The 15,682-nt window shown below is 59.3% G+C and carries 14 protein-coding genes; 6 read left to right on the top strand and 8 right to left on the bottom strand.

All coding sequences use genetic code 11. The features are described from left to right. Positions 1–44: 44 nt before the first annotated feature. The 3 genes from Q8K09_RS16245 (at position 45) to Q8K09_RS16235 (ending at position 2,200) form a co-directional block, all read left to right on the top strand. Positions 45–332 carry a SelT/SelW/SelH family protein gene (locus Q8K09_RS16245; protein WP_305256029.1) on the top strand — a complete coding sequence of 96 codons (288 nt, stop codon included), beginning with the start codon at positions 45–47 and terminating at the stop codon, positions 330–332. Between the two features lie 198 nt (positions 333–530). Beyond that, entirely contained in the window at positions 531–1,664 is a 1,134-nt protein-coding gene (locus tag Q8K09_RS16240) for a CynX/NimT family MFS transporter (RefSeq protein ID WP_305256038.1), read from the top strand. Between the two features lie 107 nt (positions 1,665–1,771). Next, positions 1,772–2,200, top strand: a complete 429-nt coding sequence (locus Q8K09_RS16235; protein WP_305256028.1) for a hypothetical protein — start codon at positions 1,772–1,774, stop codon at positions 2,198–2,200. 28 nt (positions 2,201–2,228) lie between these two features. Here Q8K09_RS16235 and dacB read toward each other — a convergent pair whose 3' ends face one another. Beyond that, positions 2,229–3,668 carry a D-alanyl-D-alanine carboxypeptidase/D-alanyl-D-alanine-endopeptidase gene (gene dacB, locus Q8K09_RS16230; RefSeq protein ID WP_305256027.1) on the bottom strand — a complete coding sequence of 480 codons (1,440 nt, stop codon included), beginning with the start codon at positions 3,666–3,668 and terminating at the stop codon, positions 2,229–2,231. Positions 3,669–3,903: 235 nt separating this feature from the next. Between dacB and Q8K09_RS16225 the strand changes: the two genes are divergently transcribed. Continuing rightward, complete coding sequence (locus Q8K09_RS16225; RefSeq protein ID WP_305256025.1) at positions 3,904–4,248, top strand: YggL family protein; 345 nt, start codon at positions 3,904–3,906, stop codon at positions 4,246–4,248. Positions 4,249–4,386: 138 nt separating this feature from the next. Here Q8K09_RS16225 and Q8K09_RS16220 read toward each other — a convergent pair whose 3' ends face one another. From Q8K09_RS16220 to Q8K09_RS16195, 6 genes are all read right to left on the bottom strand, one after another. After that, positions 4,387–7,338 (bottom strand): HD domain-containing phosphohydrolase, encoded by a 2,952-nt coding sequence (locus Q8K09_RS16220; protein ID WP_305256024.1) that lies wholly within the window; start codon positions 7,336–7,338, stop codon positions 4,387–4,389. Between the two features lie 137 nt (positions 7,339–7,475). Beyond that, a complete protein-coding gene (locus tag Q8K09_RS16215) occupies positions 7,476–8,540 on the bottom strand; it encodes an FUSC family protein (protein ID WP_305256023.1) in 1,065 nt (354 codons plus the stop codon). 3 nt (positions 8,541–8,543) lie between these two features. Next, a complete protein-coding gene (locus Q8K09_RS16210) occupies positions 8,544–9,875 on the bottom strand; it encodes a deoxyguanosinetriphosphate triphosphohydrolase (RefSeq protein WP_305256022.1) in 1,332 nt (443 codons plus the stop codon). 199 nt (positions 9,876–10,074) lie between these two features. Further along, complete coding sequence (locus tag Q8K09_RS16205; RefSeq protein WP_305256021.1) at positions 10,075–10,410, bottom strand: hypothetical protein; 336 nt, start codon at positions 10,408–10,410, stop codon at positions 10,075–10,077. Beyond that, the gene (locus tag Q8K09_RS16200; RefSeq protein ID WP_305256020.1) at positions 10,407–10,793 is read right to left on the bottom strand and encodes a phage holin family protein; all 387 of its coding nucleotides are present in this window, start codon (positions 10,791–10,793) and stop codon (positions 10,407–10,409) included. Before Q8K09_RS16200 ends, Q8K09_RS16205 begins: the two co-directional genes overlap by 4 nt. Before the next feature lie 11 nt (positions 10,794–10,804). Beyond that, complete coding sequence (locus tag Q8K09_RS16195; RefSeq protein ID WP_305256019.1) at positions 10,805–11,122, bottom strand: YqjD family protein; 318 nt, start codon at positions 11,120–11,122, stop codon at positions 10,805–10,807. Between the two features lie 382 nt (positions 11,123–11,504). Between Q8K09_RS16195 and Q8K09_RS16190 the strand changes: the two genes are divergently transcribed. After that, positions 11,505–12,713, top strand: a complete 1,209-nt coding sequence (locus tag Q8K09_RS16190) for an ammonium transporter (RefSeq protein WP_305256018.1) — start codon at positions 11,505–11,507, stop codon at positions 12,711–12,713. A gap of 65 nt (positions 12,714–12,778) precedes the next feature. Here Q8K09_RS16190 and Q8K09_RS16185 read toward each other — a convergent pair whose 3' ends face one another. Further along, a complete protein-coding gene (locus Q8K09_RS16185) occupies positions 12,779–14,041 on the bottom strand; it encodes an OprD family porin (RefSeq protein WP_305256017.1) in 1,263 nt (420 codons plus the stop codon). A gap of 327 nt (positions 14,042–14,368) precedes the next feature. On the opposite strand from Q8K09_RS16185, the gene Q8K09_RS16180 reads away from it, so the two are divergent. Further along, positions 14,369–15,511: a DUF5610 domain-containing protein gene (locus Q8K09_RS16180; RefSeq protein ID WP_305256016.1), complete on the top strand. Its 1,143-nt coding sequence runs from the start codon at positions 14,369–14,371 to the stop codon at positions 15,509–15,511. The last annotated feature ends 171 nt before the right edge of the window (positions 15,512–15,682 follow it).

The following is a 15,682-nucleotide window of genomic DNA, read 5'->3' as shown; positions in this document are numbered from 1 at the left end:
CTGGGGTGGGAGTATCATCATTTTTTTGCGTAGGCGGAGTGGTTATGTCCAGCGGCAAAGTTGAAGTCACCATTACTTACTGCACCCAGTGCCAATGGCTGTTACGCGCAGCCTGGCTGGCCCAGGAACTGCTGTCGACCTTTGCCGATGACTTGCGCAAGGTCAGCCTGCAGCCTGGTACCGGCGGAGTGTTTCGCGTGACCTGCGATGACGTGCAGATATGGGAGCGTAAGGCCGATGGCGGCTTTCCCGAGGCCAAGGTACTCAAGCAGCGCTTGCGCGACTTGATCGATCCGGCGCGTGATCTTGGCCACAATGATCGTACGAGCTGAGCTTGATCGCTTGGTCAGCTTTTGTGCTTGCGGACTTGCTCTCTGGCTTTCCAGGGGCTAGGGTTGCGAGCCTTGTCAGTCTAGTCGTCACGATGTTGGAAGCTTAGTGAAAACCTTGCCAGAAGCCTGTCTGCACTTATATTTTCGACCCTCCTTGGGCAGCGCCAATTGAAAGCGCCATCTAGAGTTTTGCTATTGCTGGCTCTGGTGATTGCGGCGATCAATCTGCGCCCCGGTATCACCTCCCTGGCACCCCTGATTGAGCGGATTGCCGAAGAGCTGGCCCTCAGTCGTGGCTTGATCAGTCTGACCACGGCATTGCCGGTGCTGTGTATGGGTTTGCTTGCGCCTTTTGCGCCGCGCCTGGCGATGCGTGTAGGGCTGGAGCGGACCATTGCCTTGTGTATGGGGGTGATCAGCGTCGCGTTATTGATGCGCCTGGCCGGTCAGTCCAGTGTTGTGTTGATTGCCAGTGCGGTTTTGCTCGGTACGGCCATTGCCATTGCCGGCCCCTTGCTGTCGGGATTCATCAAGCGCCACTTCGCGGGACAGATGGGCACGGTGGTCGGCTGGTATTCCCTGAGCATGGCTGTCGGCGGCGCTGCTGGCGCCGTACTGACGGCGCCAGCGACGCAACTGTTAGGTGACAGTTGGCCTCAGGGGTTGGCGGTTTGGGCCTTGCCCGCGGTAGTGGGGTTGTTGTTGTGGTTGTACCTGCCTAATCGTGCGGAGTCCGCAGATGCTGCAGAAGCCGGCAGCGGTTTGCCATGGAATCAACCGCGGGCCTGGTTGATCAGCTGCTTTTTTGCGATTCAGGCCGGGCTGTTCTATGCCTTGGCAACCTGGGCGGTGGCGCGTTACCACGAGGCAGGCCTGACGCTGCTGCACAGCAATGCGCTGTTTAGTATCTCGATGTTGATGGGCATGCCCAGTGCTTTTCTGTTGCCCTGGTTGGCACAGCGTTTCGGCAATCGCTATGCCTTGTTGGTTGCCTGCGGATTGTTGTCGTCCGTGAGCCTGGCGATGATTACCTTCGTGCCGACCTTCGTTCCAGAGCTGTGGGCTGTGACTATCGGTTTCGGGCTCGGTGGTTCATTTTCCCTGTCCCTAGTGCTGCCGCTTTACGAGGCGCGCTCGCCGCTGGCGGTCAGCCGTTGGACCGCAATGATGCTCTGCATGGGCTACAGCATGGCGTGCCTGACGCCAGTTCTCACTGGGTTGGCACGCGATCTGGCCGGCCACTATCAATTGCCGTTCATGGTGTTGACCAGCTTGGCGCTGCTGATGACAGTGCTGGCCTGGGTCATGCGCCGCGCTCCGCGCCATCGCTGATCAGGCGAGTGTGAGTCGACTGGCAAAGTGAAAAAGTTTCCCTGTGGCTCCTTTCTCGATAAACGGCGCTGTGATAGAAGGCAGCCTTGATTTTCGGGAGTACTCATGTGGAGTCTGAATCGATCGTCTATGGCTGCATTCGCGACTGGCCTGCCGACAGCCCGGCGCAGAGCCGTCTGCGTCGTCAGATCAACCATCGGGTATTGGCTGAGTTGCCGGCTGGTGAGGCCTGGCCATTTCTCGGGCGCGAGATGTTTGCCTTTTGCCAGCAGCCCGGTGAAGGCTTGTACCAGACGCAGGTGATTCACTTCGGTGCCAGTTACCGCGCAGTCGAGTACGAGTGGGGCTTGTGGGTCGAGCAGTTCGAGACCCTGCTCAAGCGCTTGTACTGGGCCAGTGCCGTGGTTCATCTGGAAACCGAATTGAGCGGCACTCATACCTTTCGCTGGGAGTCAGACAACGGTTGCCACAGCCCACAAGAGGGTGAGCTGCGGGTGCGCTGTGCCTGGGAGCGCGAAGGTGGCGTGCGCGGCTAATAAACCCGGCAGCCACCTGCTCCGGCGCTCAGAGTTTAGGTTGGCGATACAGGTCGATCAGCACCTGGTCGAGAATCGATGAGGCGCCCCAGGGGCGCGGATCATTGAGAATCGCCACCACCGCCCAGCTATTGCCATTGCTGTCGCGGCTGAAGCCGGCGATGGCGCGGACATTGTTCAGGGTGCCAGTCTTAATATGCGCCTCGCCGACCAGGGCCGTGCGGTGCAGGCGTTTGCGCATGGTGCCGTCCATGGCCACCAGCGGCATGGAGCTGATGAATTCGGCGGCGTAGGGGCTTTTCCAGGCGGCCTGCAGCAGCTGCGCCAACTCCCGCGCACTGACCCGTTCGTCACGCGACAGGCCGGAGCCATTCTCGATGACCAGGTGCGGTGCGGTAATGCCCTTGCGCGCCAACCAACCTCGAATTACCCGCTGGGCGGCCTTGGCATCGTCACCGTCGGCTTCATTGCGAAACTGCGCGCCGAGGCTCAGAAACAGCTGACGGGCCATGGTGTTGTTACTGTATTTATTGATGTCGCGGATGATCTCCACCAGATCTGGAGAGAAGGCGCGTGCGAGTAGGCGGGCGTTTTTCGGCACATCGGCGAGGCGATTCTTGCCGAGGATCTTGCCGCCCAGTTCCTGCCAGATGGCCCGCACGGTCCCTGCTGCATAGTCAGGATGGTCGAGCAGGGACAAATAGGTCTGGGAGCTGCAGCCTTCTGCGAGTTGGCCGCTGACAATCACGGTGGTGCCGTCGAACTGTTTCACCGGGTTGTAGCGTACATCCGGCCAGCCTGGGCACTTGCCTGCAGGTAAAGCCTTGACCCGGTTGTCGATGCGAATCTCGGCAATCGGTGGCTCGACGGCGATGTGCACCTTGCCGGCGTCGGTACGTGCAACGAAGCGCAGCGCCTTGAGGTTGACCAGCAATGCGTCGGGAGTGACCAGGTACGGTTTGTTGCTGTCGCCACCGTCATCGTTGAAGGTCGGCAGGGTTGGCTGGTTGAAGTGGCCGCGGTCAAGCACCAGGTCACCGGTAATCTGATGCACGCCGTTGGCTCGCAGGTCGCGGAGCAACAGCCAGAGTCGTTCCATGTTCAGCTTGGGGTCGCCACCGCCTTTGAGGAACAGGTTGCCGTGCAGCACACCGTCTTTCAGCGTGCCGTCGGTATAGAACTCGGTTTTCCATTGGTGTGTGGGGCCGAGTAGTTCCAGCGCGGCAAAGGTTGTCACCAGCTTCATGGTCGAGGCCGGATTGATCGACACGTCGGCGTTGAAGAAGGTGCTGGTACCCGGCCCGGTAAGTGGCAGGGTGACCACCGACAGGGATCGACTGCTGATTTTGCTGGCTTTCAGCGATTGCTCAACCTTGGCGGGCAGGCTGCTGTTGACTGCGGCATGCAGAGGCAATGCGAAGGGCAGGAGCAAGCCTGCGATGGCCAGTTTGCGCAATGTGTTGATCATGGGCATATACCCTCCAAGTGAGGGGTGAAAATCATGGGCGACATGTACGGAAAATCCCGTCGAGGTTTTGCGAATTGCCGCACATTATGCCCCAGGCTAGTCCTGAGTGCGCCGTCCTGCTGTCAGCATAATGCGTGCTCAAGTGTGGCGCCTGTCGCCCTGCTGGCAGAGAGGCGGGCAATTCCTTCGGCAAACTGCTAAAGTGCCGCGCGTTATCACTTTTGAGGATTGTTCCATGGCTACTAACCGTTCCCGCCGTCTGCGCAAAAAACTCTGCGTGGATGAATTCCAGGAGCTGGGTTTTGAGCTGAACCTGAACTTCAAAGACGATCTGGCCGAAGAGGCCATTGATGCATTCCTCGATCAGTTTCTGCGTGACGCCATGACCGCCAATGGTCTTGGTTATGTCGGCGGCGATGACTATGGTCTGGTATGCCTGGCCAAGCGTGGCTCGGTCAGCGAAGAGCAGCGTTCCCAGGTTGAAGCTTGGCTGAAAGGTCGCGATGAGCTGGTCGACATTACCGTCAGCCCGCTGATGGACGTCTGGTACCCGGACAGCACCATCAACACTCCGGCCTGATGTCTAACGGCTGGGCATGCAACATGCCCAGCCGTTGTTCTACTGTCCCCCTGCCGTTTCGCAAGCAGGCATCAACTTCAGCGACTGTATAAGGTTGTCCGTCCCTCAAGCGCCTACAGCGAACTGGTCGTAACCCGATTAGCCTGTAAGCCCGGCTTTGCTCAGCACGTCCACCTCATCCACCTCATCGATCTGTTGCGCTTGCATGAAGCGTTCGGCGTAGCGCTGATAGATTTTCGTGCGCACGAACAAGCCAAACAGCTGCGGGTCTATGTGTGCGTTTTTGCACATGTCCGCCATGATATTTAGCGACTCCGAGAGCTGCTTGCCCTTTTTGTAGGGACGATCTGCGGCCGTCAATGCTTCAAAAATGTCAGCAATGGCCATCATGCGCGCCGGCAGGCTCATCTGTTCTCGGTGCAGGCGTTTCGGGTAGCCGCTGCCATCCATTTTCTCGTGGTGGCCGCCAGCGATTTCGCTAACGCTTTGCAAGTGCGCGGGGAAGGGTAGGCGATCGAGCATGATGATGGTCTGCACGATGTGGTGGTTAATGAGGTAACGCTCTTCGGCCGTCAGGGTGCCGCGGGAGATGCTGAGGTTGTGCAGTTCGCCGCGATTGAATTTATGCAGCGGTACGTCCAGCTTGAAGCCCCAGGGATTATCGGGCGGGAGTATTTCTGTGGCGAGGCGCTCGATCAGGTGTTCGGGCTTGTCGGCCAACAACGACTCTTTGGTTGGCAGGCTCGGCGCCAGCTGCTGTTCATGGCGCGTGGTTTCTTCCCAGGACAAGCCGAGGCGGTCATCCAGGGTGCGTGTCCAGGTGCGTGTTGCGATCTGCTGCAGGCGCGCCAGATCTGCCTCGGCCATTGCTTCGCCGCCCAGGTTGCTGCGCGCGACGAAGGCAAACTCGTTGTCGAGGGTACTCAGCAATTCATCGCGCAGAGCGGCCAGCTGAGTCTGATCGCCAGCGTGTGCGCAGCCTTGCCAGTAGGTGATCCAGGCGTCACGTTTGAGCACCTCGAAACGCATGCGCACCTCGTGGATGCGATCGTAGAGGGTCTCCAGCTTGGTCGCCTTGTCGACCACGTATTCGGGTGTGGTGACCTTGCCGCAATCATGCAGCCAGGCGGCGATATGCAACGCCTCCCATTCCTCGTCGTTGGGTCGATAGTTTTGAAAGGGTTGTTCATTGCTGTCTGCCGCTGCGCGGGCCAGCATCAGGGTGATCTCCGGCACGCGCTGGCAGTGGCCGCCGGTGTAGGGACTCTTGGCGTCGATGGCGCCAGCGATCAGTTGGATAAAGGCATTGAGCAGCTGTTTCTGTCGTTCCAGCAGGCGTTGGCTTTCAATGCACAGCGCCGCGACGCCGGAAACCGCCTCCACGAACGCTACGCGCTCGGGGCTCTGTATCGCCAGATCGGACAGCTCGCCACGGTCGCAGTGCAACAGCACCAGGATGCCCAGCCTATCGCCTTGGCGATTGTGCAGGCCTGTTGCAACCAGGTGGATGCGTGGGCTGTCGAGAGTGTGCAGCAGGCTTTGGTAATCGCCAGCCTGGTCGAAACCCAGCGAAGCGATGTTGCTTTTGCTGCCATTGGCCGATTGTTGCAGCCAGGAAGGCAGTTGGTCAGTGGCGTTGTCGTAGCCACGAATGCCGTGTTGCTCGAGGCTGTGTTGCGCACCGTCGAGAAACAGGCCATAAGGCTCCAGCCGACCGCTGTCGGCATCGATCAAGTAAATCAAGCCGCCATGGGCCGCACTGATTGTCACCGTTTCTTGTAGTACTCGCTCAAGCAGGGCTTCAAAACGGGTTTGCGCAGAGAGACTGGCGGTGATGTCGAGGAAGCTGGAGATGGTCTCCTTCATCCGCGCCATGGATCTAGCCAGTTGATCCACTTCCAGTACCAATGAGTGATCGCTGGCGGGATAGTTGAAGTCGAAGCGGCGGATGGCCTCGGCTTCCAACACCAGGTTACGCAGGGGCTTGGTTAACATTCGCGAGGCCAGCCAGCCCATGGGTAGGCACAACAGCAAGGTGGTCAGGGTGATCAGTGCGCCTTGCCAGCGGATGCGGTAGGCGTCGGTGAGTAGCTCGTTTTCGGGCACCAAGAGCGCCAGGTGCAGACCTTGCGGCCCACCTTCCTGTAGATGGCTGCGCGAAACGATCCAGCGCCGTTCGCTCAGTTCGAGAATGCCCTGATGCGTGGTCTCCCGCTCATTCTCTGCGAGGAGAATCGCGAGTTCAGGGCTAAGGTCGCGGGCGGGGGTCAGGTGCGGTTTGCCGTTATCCATCATCAGCACACGAGCGCTATCGGGATAGGCCACGGTGTTGCCTTTGGCGTCGAACAGGATCACTTGGCTGTTGGCTGTGACCTTATGTGCGGCCAGGGTCGTGGACAGGTCAGACAGGGTCAAGTCCGCAGCTAGAACACTGTTCGCTCCGGTACGCTTGGCCAGGGTGGTGCCGACTTCCTGGGTGGAGAAAAACACATACGGCTCAGTGGTGATCTGCTCTGAGCGGCTGCTGGCGTTCAGGTACCAGTTGCGGCGGCGTGGGTCGAATGTTTCCAGGGGGCGCTGCTGTTGGCTGATCAGCGTCAGTGCATCATCGAAGAACAGGTACTGGGCCTCTATTGCGGTCTCGCTGCGGTCGATCGACCAGACTTGAAAGGTCGCCTGCTCAGGAGCCGCCAGAAGTTGCTTCAGTGCTGCGCTGCGCAGCGGGCGCAGCATGAAGAAATCACCGTCCGCATAGCCCAGGTACAGTGAGGCCAGCTTGGGGTTATCGCGCAATGCCTGGGCCAGGGGCTCAAGCAGTTCCAGGCGGCCCTGAAGATCAGTCGCTTGGGTTGCGCGATTGAGCACCAGCATATTCAGCAGGTGGTTGATGGGTTGGTAGGTATGCTTGAGGTCTTTTTGCACGTCCTGCTGAATGCGCTCGAACAGCGTGGTGCTGCTGGAGAAGATGATGCGGGAGTTCTGCTGATAGTTGAATAAACCCAGCACTACGCCAGTCAATAGCAGCAGCATGGTGAAAAGCGCGCTGATATGTATATACAGGGGGAAGCGGCGGTCGTTGGGCTTGGGCATCACGCGTCTGTCCCTGAATTGCGCTGCGGATCGATCAAGCATAGCGAACGCTCTGCAGCGCTGCCGGTTAAACGCGATTAACTATAAAAAGATTTCTATTTAGAGCTTTTTAGGTGAGTGCTGCCGCGTCATGCGACTCAAGGTGTTTGCGCCGGCTCGGCCATGGGCCTGGCGCGTTTCACCAGTAATTGGCCAAGGCCGTGCATCAGCAGAGCGACAAACAGCACCAGTACTACGCCAAACAGGGCGTTGAGCAAACGCACCTCGGCAAGCTGCCAGTCCTGCGCAAGGCTTTCGGCGAGCAAGACGAAGCAGACGGTGGTTTGCAGCACGAACAAGCCGTAGTGGTTGGCTTGTATGGCACGGCTGAGGGCGATCAGCGGCAGCAGGGTGGCAACCATCAGCTGCGGATCTTGCAGGCTATGCCCGAGCACAATTAATAACCCGGCAGCAGCCAGGCTGGCCAGGCTCGACTGCAGGGCGCGCACCAGACTGCCCTGAAACTCCAGTTGCAGGGTGGTTACCACGGTCAATGTCAGCCAGTAGCCGCGCTCCAGACCTGCCAGGTTGACGACCACGCCTGCCAGGGAGAAGGCCAGGGTGCACGCCAGTGCATGCAGGCGCCACTGCTGTTTCGGCAGGCGTTTGGCGCGGCGTTTGAGGACCTTGAGGATGCTGACGAAGCGTGGCATGTACGGCCACATGCGCAGGCCATGCATGCCCCGCAGACCGAATGCCAGAAGCATCACCCAGAGCCCGCCGAGGATGAACAGCATGGCAATGGCGAACGGTTTGTCCAGGTTGCCCAGGCTTTGCTGGCCTTGGCCCAGGCACAGGCAGACGGCCAGGCCGATGCCGAGTTTACCGGCCTCGCTACCGAAGCGTTGTAGCCAGGCGAGCAAGAGCCCGAAGGCAGCGAACAGACCCAGGCTGATCAGTGGATCGCTGGCCGACCAGAACCCCAGGCCGGCGCTGCAGGCGCCAAGGCCGATAAGCATCAACATGCGCAGCATACCGAAGCGGTGCAGGGGGTTTGCCTGGGCGGCCTGAAAGGCGCCAACCGATGCCCAGAGAAAGCCCGGGTGGGCACTGAACAAGCCAAGCAGCAAGGGCAGGGCGCAGCCGAAGCCAGCGACCATTGCAGGTCCCCAGGCCGGCGGTCCGGCATGCCAGCTCAAGGTTTTCCGTAGCACGTTCTTCATGGGTCACACCGGACTCGAACGCCCCGTCATTTCACGGGCCATTTCAGTTGCGTAGCTGTCGGTCATGCCGGCGATAAAGTCGATCATGCGCAGGAACGAGGTATACAGCGAGCCATGTGGGTCCGGCGCATTGTTGCCGAGCAGGTCGAGGATGCGCCGGTGCTTGAACGAGGGCGTGCGCCCGCCATGTTGCTCCAGCGCCGCGCCACAAAAGGCGTTGAGGAGGATTTCCAGGGTGGTGTAGGCACCGATCTCGTGCAGGGTTTTGCGCTTGTCCTGGAAGATTTTCTCCCGTGCCATGTCCTTGGCACTCTGCACGCAACGTTTGGCAGTGCCGTGCATGTGCTCGACCAGATCGCCCTGCAGAGTCCCGGCCAGCAGGGCCTCTTGCTGTTCGACGAAGGCATGGGCGGCGGCGTTGGTCAGGTGTTCGATGGCCTTACCGCGCAAAATCGCCAGCTTGCGCCGCTTGGAATCCTGCGGGCCAAGCTGGCGGTAGGTTTCCGGTAGGTCGTCACCGACCAGATCGAGCAGCAGGGCCTCGACTTCGCTGTAGTCGAGCAGCTCCATCTCCAGGCCGTCTTCCAGATCGATCAGGCCGTAGCAGATGTCGTCCGCCGCCTCCATCAGATAGACCAAAGGGTGACGCGCCCAGCGCTGGTCTTCCACCTGTGGCAGACCCAGTTTATGGGCGATTTGTTCGAGTAGCGGCAGTTCGCTCTGGTAACAGCCGAACTTGTGCTTCTTGTAGCCGAGCGCTTCAGCGTGACGCGCGGTCCAGGGGTATTTCAGGTATGTGCCAAGGGTTGCGTAGGTCAGCCGGGTGCCGCCGTCGAACTGGTGGTATTCCAGTTGTGTGAGCACACGAAAGCCCTGGGCGTTGCCTTCAAAACTGAGGAAGTCACCGCGCTCCGTCGCACTCATGCCGTCCAGCCAGCCGCGCCCTGCAGCCTGCAGAAACCAGTGACGAATCGCATCCTCGCCGGAATGGCCGAAGGGCGGGTTGCCGATGTCATGGGCCAGGCACGCCGACTGCACGACCATGCCCAGGTCGCTCGGATCGCACCAGGCGGGCAAATCGGCGCGAATCATCTCGCCGACGCGCATGCCCAGCGAACGCCCCACACAGCTGACTTCCAGCGAATGGGTCAGGCGCGTGTGGATATGGTCGTTGCTTGATACCGGGTGCACTTGGGTCTTGCGCCCCAGGCGGCGGAAAGCCCCGGAGAAGATGATCCGGTCATGATCTTTATGGAAGGGGGTGCGGCCCAGTTCGTCGGCGCTATGAGTCGGTTTGCCGAGTCGTTCACGGTTGAGCAGTGTTTGCCAGTCCAAGGCCAGTCCTCGCCATTCAGTGGCTGATGTCGCTAGCTTCGGGGTTCGCGCGATCGGCTGCAAGCGCTGTAGGGCATCCCTGTCGATTGATTGTGCAGGTGGCCAATGGTGTTACGGGGCTGTGCGGGTACTTGCTGCGTTGATGGGCGTGCAACAAAACGCCGCGAATTGCGGCGTTATGGTTCAGCTAGGTAAACACTTAGGGGGCTTTTGCCTGGCTGTCAGCGTCGCGTGGCGGGTTACGCCTTAGCAGCGGGAAAGCTATCAGGGCAATACGCAGCCAGCGGCGCCAGTTGCCACGACGTACGCCCAGCGTCGCCAATAACAGAGCGCCACCGGCGACCCACAGTGGTGCGTTACTGTTGCCCAGCTCTTCGCGCCAATGGCTGCTGAAATACTGCGCCTGCCGCAGCGGCTGGAGCATTACCAGGGTTTCGTGGCGCAGTTCCTGGCGATGCATTTCCAGGCGCAGGCGCAACATGGCTTTGCGCAACTCGCTGCGCGAGGCTTTGGCGGGCAGTTCAGGTAGGCTCATGGCAGCAGTTGCTCGCGGTCGCGGGCCAGTTCTTCGAGGCTGGCACTGAACGGTGGAGGGGCATTGCGCAGGTGTGCCAGCAAGCGCAGCAGGCAAACCAGCAGACCCAGGGTATAGGCTGCGCACAAAGCGATGATCACGGTCAGCCGATGGCTGTCCCAGAAGTTGATCAGCAGCGCAGCGGACAGGCCAATCACCAGTAGCAAGCCAAACACCAGGCTCAGGCTGGTTAGCACCAGCAGGCGAAGCGTGTGGCTTTGCTGCTCTTTGAGTTCTTCGCCGAACAGTGCGATATGACCCTGCAATAAACCCAGCAGGGCACCGCCAAAACGCCGCGGTGAACTGCCGCGGCTAGGTGTGGAAGGTGGTGTTGTGGCGTCCATGTCTTCTCTCTTCAGCGCCGCGTGATCAGCATGCCCAACAGCAAGCCTATGGCGGCGGCAACGCCCAGAGTTTGCCACGGATGCGTCTGCACATAACCTTCGGTGGCCTGGACTGCAGCCCTGCCGCGGTCACGCAACGAATCTTCTGCATTGTGCAAGGTGGAGCGAGCGCGGCCCAGGCTGGTGCGAATCTGTTCGCGAAGCTCTTCAGCTTGCTCGCCTACCAGGCTGGCTGAGTGCTGCAGCAGTTTTTCGGTATCGGTAACCAGTGCCTGAAATTCGTTGAGCAGATCATCCTGGCTGGTTGTGCTGGCGTTTTTACGTGGCATCGGGTCTCTCCTTGAGCAGTTTTGTTCAGTGTAAGAGCTTCGAGTGCTGTTCGGGGGGTTGGGTTCATTCCTTTATGTCGCCGGGCGGAAACGGACTAATCAGATGCTGGTACAGCGTTTGCTATGTGCTGGTGCGCGCCCTTGTCGATGTGCTCTTTTATAGGGCCTGCCAAGGGTTGGCCTGGACGCCATGGTGCATTGATAAGCCACTAATAAATATAGATTAAGTACCTTCCTGGCAGTTTTGACAGGCTCTGTTTCAGAGCCTTGTAAGGCTGTCTTGGGTGAAGTGGACCGGTCGCTGTGCTGCCAGATGGTGCGCATGCAGCCTCCGGTGATCCGCTTTGGTGCTTTTTCCCTAAATACGGAGTTTTCTTTGCCGATGGAAAATATCAATAGTGCTGTGGAAACCTTGATTCACGGCTCCAATACCCTGTTTATTCTGCTTGGTGCGGTGATGGTGCTGGCCATGCATGCCGGTTTCGCCTTTCTTGAGGTGGGCACGGTACGGCAGAAGAATCAGGTCAACGCGTTGTCGAAAATACTCTCCGACTTTGCTGTTTCGGCGCTGGCCTATTTCTTTATAGGCTACTGGATCGCCTACGGTGTGACGTTCCTCGAACCGGCAAACGTGCTGATCGAAGGCAACGGTTATGCCTTGGTCAAGTTCTTCTTTCTGATGACCTTCGCTGCAGCGATCCCGGCGATCATCTCCGGTGGTATCGCCGAACGGGCGCGGTTTGGTCCGCAACTGTGCGCCACTGTTCTGATCGTCGCCTTCATCTACCCGTTCTTCGAGGGCGTGATCTGGAACGGTAACTATGGCGTTCAGGATTGGCTTGCGGCGCAGTTTGGTGCGCCTTTCCATGACTTTGCCGGTTCGGTGGTGGTGCATGCGATGGGCGGCTGGCTGGCCCTGGGTGCAGTGCTGTTGCTGGGGCGGCGTAACGGGCGCTATCGCGACGGCAAGCTGGTGGCATTCGCGCCGTCGAATATTCCGTTTCTCGCCCTGGGTTCGTGGATTCTGATCATCGGCTGGTTTGGTTTCAACGTCATGAGTGCGCAGACCCTCGGCAGCGTCAGCGGCCTGGTAGCGGTCAATACGCTGATGGCGATGGTTGGCGGTACGGTGGCGGCTTTGCTGGTTGGGCGCAATGACCCGGGCTTTCTGCACAACGGCCCGTTAGCCGGATTGGTGGCGGTCTGCGCCGGCTCCGACCTGATGCACCCGGTCGGCGCCCTGGCCACTGGCGCCATCGCCGGAGCCCTGTTCGTCTGGGCGTTCACCGCGACCCAGGTCAAATGGAAGATCGATGACGTACTCGGCGTCTGGCCGTTGCACGGTTTGTGTGGCGTGTGGGGCGGGATCGCCTGCGGGATCTTCGGTCAGCAGGCGTTGGGCGGTCTGGGTGGCGTCAGTCTGAGCAGTCAACTGGTCGGCAGCGCGCTGGGCGTAGTGGTGGCGTTGCTGGGTGGTTTGCTGGTGTATGGCGCGCTCAAGGCGCTGGTCGGCATTCGCCTGAGTCAGGAAGACGAGTTCAATGGCGCCGACCTGTCCATCCACAAGATCGGCTCGCTTAGCCAAGACTGATCAAGGCATTGCAAAACGCAAAAAGCCCGGCTCGAATGAGCGCGGGCTTTTTGTTTTCAGTCAGATTACAGCAGCGGAATGCTGTAGCTGACGATCAGGCGGTTTTCGTCGAGCTCACCGGTGCTGGCGTCGGAGCGCACCATGGCATTACGCCAGCGCACGCCGAGGTTTTTCAGGGGGCCTTCCTGAACAACGTAGCTGATATCCAAGTCGCGTTCCCACTCTTTACCGTTCTGGTTTGCGACCTCGAAACCATCGCCGGTTACATAACGTACGAAGGCCGTCAGGCCGGGTACGCCATAGGTGGCGAAGTTGATGTCGTAGCGCGCCTGCCAGGATTTCTCGTCCTTGCGGGTGAAATCGAGGATCTGCAGGTAGTTGACGATGTAGGGGTCGGTCTCGCTGAGGAAGGGAAAGGCGTTGTCGCCGCCGACTTCCTGATAACCCAGGCGGAAGGTGTGCGCACCCAGGCCAGCCCAGAGGTTGACTGAAGTCAGGTCGTTATCCAGCTTGCCGGCCAATTTCTTGCCATTGTCTTGGGAGTCGAAGTACGCCAGGTTGGCACCGAGCTTCCAGTCGCCGATCGGCTGAATGTGCACTAGGTTGTAAAGCTTCTGGTCGTAGATGTCTTCCAGCTCGCCGTACCACAGGCCCACCGTGGTGTTGCCGCTGTTGAACTTGTAATCGCCGCCAGCGAAGTTGTAGCGGTCACTCTGCACACCTGGAAAATTGGTACCACTAAAGTTGGTGGCAGTAATGTCCTGGCTATCGGTGGAGTTGCGGAAGTTCACCTCACGCAGTTGACCACCATTGAGGCTCAGGCCATCGATTTCCTGGGAATTGATCATGCCACCGTTGAAAACCTGCGGCAGCAAGCGCGAGTCACCCGAAGAAACGATTGGCAGTTTCGGCATCAGACCACCGACCTTGGCCACGGTCTTTGACATTTTAACTTTGAGCGCCGCAGTGGCCTCGGAGTATTCGCCAGGGCCTTCATTGTTAAAGGAGTTAGGCAGCAATCCAGTACCGGCACGATCATCCGACGAGTCGAGTTTCAGACCCAGGCCCGCATAGGCATCCAGACCAAAGCCCACGGTGCCTTCAGTAAAACCCGACTCGATCTTGAGGATGGCGCCTTGGGCCCATTCTTCGGCCTTTGATTGCTTGTCCGCCGCTGAGTTGCGGAAATCGCGATTCATATAGAAGTTGCGCAGCTCCAGGCTGGCTTTGCTGTCTTTGATGAATTCGGCGTGAGCCAGGGACGGTAGTGTGAGGCTGGCGCCCAGGGTGGCGAAGGCCACTGCTTGGGCGAGGCGCGTTGTACTCATTATTATTGTCTCCATGGTGGTGTGCGAGCCGGCACATGACTGACCTGTTACGGCATTGCGGAATAAACCACGAGTGCGCCGGGCTAGCCTTTAGACTTTAGTCTGCACTCCTTATTTATCAGTTACTTACGCGTGACTGGTGAGTCTGTATTGGGCGGTGGTTCAGGCCGTCAGCGCAATGAGTCGACCTCGGCCATCTCGATGGAGTTGGCTTAAAGCCGGATTTTTTCAACCTGCACGCCGTTGGTCAGCCAATACCCGCGGGTTACTCAAGTTTGTCTGCACGCGGCCGTCAACTGAGTAGATATCTTGCCTTGGTACCTTGTCATGAACCCTCTGGCCTCCCTTGCATCGCCGGCTTCGCGTTCTTCACTGCAGAGCCATCCAACAACTATGCGTAATGCTGCTGATGCGCAGCAGACGCTGGCCAACCGGCTGACTGATCGGCTTGGTCTGGAACCCGGTGCGCTAAGTGGCAAGAAGGCAGATGCCTTTAGCCCGGAAAAGGTTGCTGCGGTGGTTCTCGGTTTTATCGAGCAACGTCTGCACAGTGAGGCAGCCGCTGGCGCCGATCCCGCCAAGCTAGAGGCGCTAATGACTCAGGCGCGTGATGGGGTGGAAAAAGGCTTTGCCGAGGCGCGCAAGATTCTCGATGGCATGGGCGTGTTGCAAGGCAAAGTAGCGGCAGACATCGACGACACCTACCAGCGTATCCAGAATGGCTTGGGCGACCTCGGTAAACGCTTCGACCCGAGCGCATTAGAAGCCACCAGCAATAGCCAGGTCGCAGCCTCTAGCGAGCGGTTCGCCGCCGTTGCACAAACCTTCGAGATGGCGGTGACTACCCGCGATGGCGATCGCCTGCGTATATCCATCGCTCAGGCGTCGGCCAGTTGGTCGCAAACCAGTGTTGCCGCCAGTAGCAATGGCAGTAATACCTCGCTGATCGCCAGCAGTCAGTCCGGCAGTGTGCAGATCGGCGCCTGGCAGGTTAGCGTCGAAGGCGAGCTGGACGAGCAGGAACGTGCGGCCTTGGGTAAGCTTTTTGCCCAGGTGCAGGATCTCTCCGACACCTTCTATTCCGGCGATTTAGCCGGCGCCTTCGATCGCGCCATGGCGCTGGATATGGATGGCGAGCAGCTGGCTTCAATGTCCCTGCGCTTGACCCAGAGCAGCGTTCGCCAGGCGACCGATGCATACAGCGCCGTGGCCGAGCAGGGTGGTCAGGCGGCCAGTGCGGTTAACGCGCCGCTGATTGATTATGCAAAGGGGCTACTCGAGGCGTTGCGCGCTAGCAATGATTTGCTTGAGAACAGTCGCAACGGTCTACAGGAGTTGCTCAGGGGCGGTTTCGCCCTGGATCCACGTTTCGACATGGCACGTCTGGATAAGACCGAACTGCTTAACAATCGTTTGCTCGATGGCCTGCAAGGTCTGCTCGATCCTGCTGCGGGTCCGACTTTCTCCTGAGTCGCCGAGCAGTCCGTTACCTGCGTGCTCGTCTTGGGGTGAATACATCGATTATCGGGCTGCTAGCCGACTATTAAAGGCGCTAGCCTTGGGCGCTATGTAATGGTTGCTGATACGCGGAAAAGCCTTGTTCCAGGGCGTCTCGTTGATTGCCGTCTGCAGGGCTTGCGA

The sequence above is a fragment of the Pseudomonas sp. genome, from assembly GCF_030683065.1.
Classification (GTDB): domain Bacteria; phylum Pseudomonadota; class Gammaproteobacteria; order Pseudomonadales; family Pseudomonadaceae; genus Aquipseudomonas.
This window is presented reverse-complemented; position numbering and strand designations above follow the sequence as displayed.

What these genes read in the sequence shown, in the direction of transcription:
- Q8K09_RS16245 (WP_305256029.1), top strand. Translation starts at nt 45, where the DNA reads ATGTCCAGCGGCAAAGTTGAAGTCACCATTACTTACTGCACCCAGTGC.
- dacB (WP_305256027.1), bottom strand. Translation starts at nt 3,668, where the DNA reads ATGATCAACACATTGCGCAAACTGGCCATCGCAGGCTTGCTCCTGCCC.
- Q8K09_RS16225 (WP_305256025.1), top strand. Translation starts at nt 3,904, where the DNA reads ATGGCTACTAACCGTTCCCGCCGTCTGCGCAAAAAACTCTGCGTGGAT.
- Q8K09_RS16220 (WP_305256024.1), bottom strand. Translation starts at nt 7,338, where the DNA reads ATGCCCAAGCCCAACGACCGCCGCTTCCCCCTGTATATACATATCAGC.
- Q8K09_RS16215 (WP_305256023.1), bottom strand. Translation starts at nt 8,540, where the DNA reads ATGAAGAACGTGCTACGGAAAACCTTGAGCTGGCATGCCGGACCGCCG.
- Q8K09_RS16205 (WP_305256021.1), bottom strand. Translation starts at nt 10,410, where the DNA reads ATGAGCCTACCTGAACTGCCCGCCAAAGCCTCGCGCAGCGAGTTGCGC.
- Q8K09_RS16200 (WP_305256020.1), bottom strand. Translation starts at nt 10,793, where the DNA reads ATGGACGCCACAACACCACCTTCCACACCTAGCCGCGGCAGTTCACCG.
- Q8K09_RS16195 (WP_305256019.1), bottom strand. Translation starts at nt 11,122, where the DNA reads ATGCCACGTAAAAACGCCAGCACAACCAGCCAGGATGATCTGCTCAAC.
- Q8K09_RS16190 (WP_305256018.1), top strand. Translation starts at nt 11,505, where the DNA reads ATGGAAAATATCAATAGTGCTGTGGAAACCTTGATTCACGGCTCCAAT.
- Q8K09_RS16185 (WP_305256017.1), bottom strand. Translation starts at nt 14,041, where the DNA reads ATGAGTACAACGCGCCTCGCCCAAGCAGTGGCCTTCGCCACCCTGGGC.
- Q8K09_RS16180 (WP_305256016.1), top strand. Translation starts at nt 14,369, where the DNA reads ATGAACCCTCTGGCCTCCCTTGCATCGCCGGCTTCGCGTTCTTCACTG.